3 protein-coding genes are annotated in these 1825 nt (G+C 45.9%); all 3 read right to left on the bottom strand.

Features of this window, described 5'->3' with window-relative positions:
* Nucleotides 1-439: hypothetical protein (locus ACQY6F_RS18895; RefSeq protein WP_428776659.1), on the bottom strand; the 439-nt coding region annotated here is incomplete at its 3' end.
* Nucleotides 440-460: 21 nt separating this feature from the next.
* Nucleotides 461-1354, bottom strand: coding sequence for an IS982 family transposase (locus ACQY6F_RS18890; RefSeq protein ID WP_428776657.1), 894 nt, complete (start codon nucleotides 1352-1354; stop codon nucleotides 461-463).
* 84 nt (nucleotides 1355-1438) lie between these two features.
* Nucleotides 1439-1687, bottom strand: coding sequence for a hypothetical protein (locus ACQY6F_RS18885; protein ID WP_428776655.1), 249 nt, complete (start codon nucleotides 1685-1687; stop codon nucleotides 1439-1441).
* Between the last annotated feature and the right edge of the window lie 138 nt (nucleotides 1688-1825).

Below are 1825 nucleotides of genomic sequence, written 5' to 3'. Positions count from 1 at the left end.
CTAAAATATAATCGTACCAAAAAGCGAAATTGACTGATGGGCCAATAGGTGTACCGGGTTCAAATTTTTTTTCTAGCGTTTTTATGACATTACCGGTAGATGCATTGAGTAGGTAATATTTGTCTGTGCCACCATCTACAGCGAGATAACTGTCACTGGCAACTATTGATCTTACTAAACTGGCTCCTGAAATGGTATATGTCCAAACAGGTTCACCTGCTTCGACGGTATATGCGCTGATTCCACCAGAGCCGATTGTAGAATCTTCAACAGCTTTTGATCCTTTATATCCGAAGTAGACATACTGAGAATTATAAACAACATTGCTTATTCCTAAAATAGATGGCACCTTGATTGGTTTATCATATACAGTTGTTCCGTCATTTACGTCAAGACTGACTAGTCTGTAATTTTGACATGGGCCGAATGCACCATACATTATCAAACCCAATGTGCAACTTTAGTAAACGACCAAACCATCAAGATTGAGAGGTGGCCGTCCTAATTGCAGATTCAAAAACACACAAACTGTGTGTGACAGCACCTTACGAATCAACCGGTGCTGATAATGCCACAAATCGTGGGCACGCGTTCGTTCCATGTCATAACGCTCGGTGAGATGAGAGCCAACGGTTTCCACGAGTTTGCGCCAGCGCCGACAGATAGCTTTGACGAATCGTGGCGGTTGAATCTTCATGTTTTTGCGGGCTGGCGTAATGAGTTCGATATGGCGTTTCTTGGCCAGTTCCATCTGACGCCAGACATCAATGAAACCCTTATCGGCCGGAACGACGCCTTCAAAACCAGCAATGAGGTCATCGACCAGTTGGCTATCGTGGGGCCGGGCAGGCAACAGACAGTAATGGAGGATCATACCAGAGCGGGCAATGCGCACGCCAAACTTGAAACCATAGAAATCCATTTTCTTGGCGGCACAGTGACCATAGTCGGCGTCGGGTTGGAAACAGCGGTCACGGCCAGAGCGCGTGTAAGTGCAGATGGGCAAAGGCATGGTGTCGATCACTTGGACCGGGTCCGCCGCCTCCCCGCTCAACAGCGTCAGCTGATGTTGAATGAGCATCTTCACCTGCCATAAGTTGGCTGCTTGCCGGATAAAACCGGTCCGTTCGCGCAATTGGGGGAAGAAGTGACGGTAATGAGCTTGAAAATAATCATAGATGTCTTGGTCTCGGTGGTGACCGAAGTATTCACCGCAGATTTCCATGGTGATAACTTCTTCGTCGCTCAAAGCCGGGGCATAACCCCGCCGGCGAATCGGATATTGCTCGACCACAAATTGGTACAACTCACACACCAAACAGTACACCATGATGATAAAATACTCTCTAGTCATTGGGCAGCCTCCGTAAATAGGTTGGATTGGTACCTCTATTTTACGTCAGTGCTGCCCAATGCAACCTTCAGTTAAAGTTGCACATTAGGTTATCAAATGCTGGTCGTTACTCATTATATGAGTGTTTTGTTCACTGGCAGGTACAAAAACCTCTGTAAGTGCCCATTGCGCTTCAAATCCATCTATTGTCTCTGTTTTGCGAAGTGGTATTGAGTGACTATCACATTCTGGAAGAAAGGCGTTGATCAACTGCCAACATCCACAAGCGATAATAAGAGTTAAACTGACAATAAGTATGATTATGTGTTTAGACCCTTTTTGATCTGCGTTCATGTTAATATCTCTAGTCTGGTAGCACAGAGTCGTAATGTATGCCGTTAAATATCTGTGCCCAGTGATATGCTGTATATGCTCCGGTAGCCCGAGCTGCAAGTCCAACTGTCAAAAACGCGCTCGCTTGAACTGTACCTA

Source organism: Vibrio sp. (assembly GCF_050299255.1).
GTDB lineage: Bacteria > Pseudomonadota > Gammaproteobacteria > Enterobacterales > Vibrionaceae > Vibrio.
This window is presented reverse-complemented; position numbering and strand designations above follow the sequence as displayed.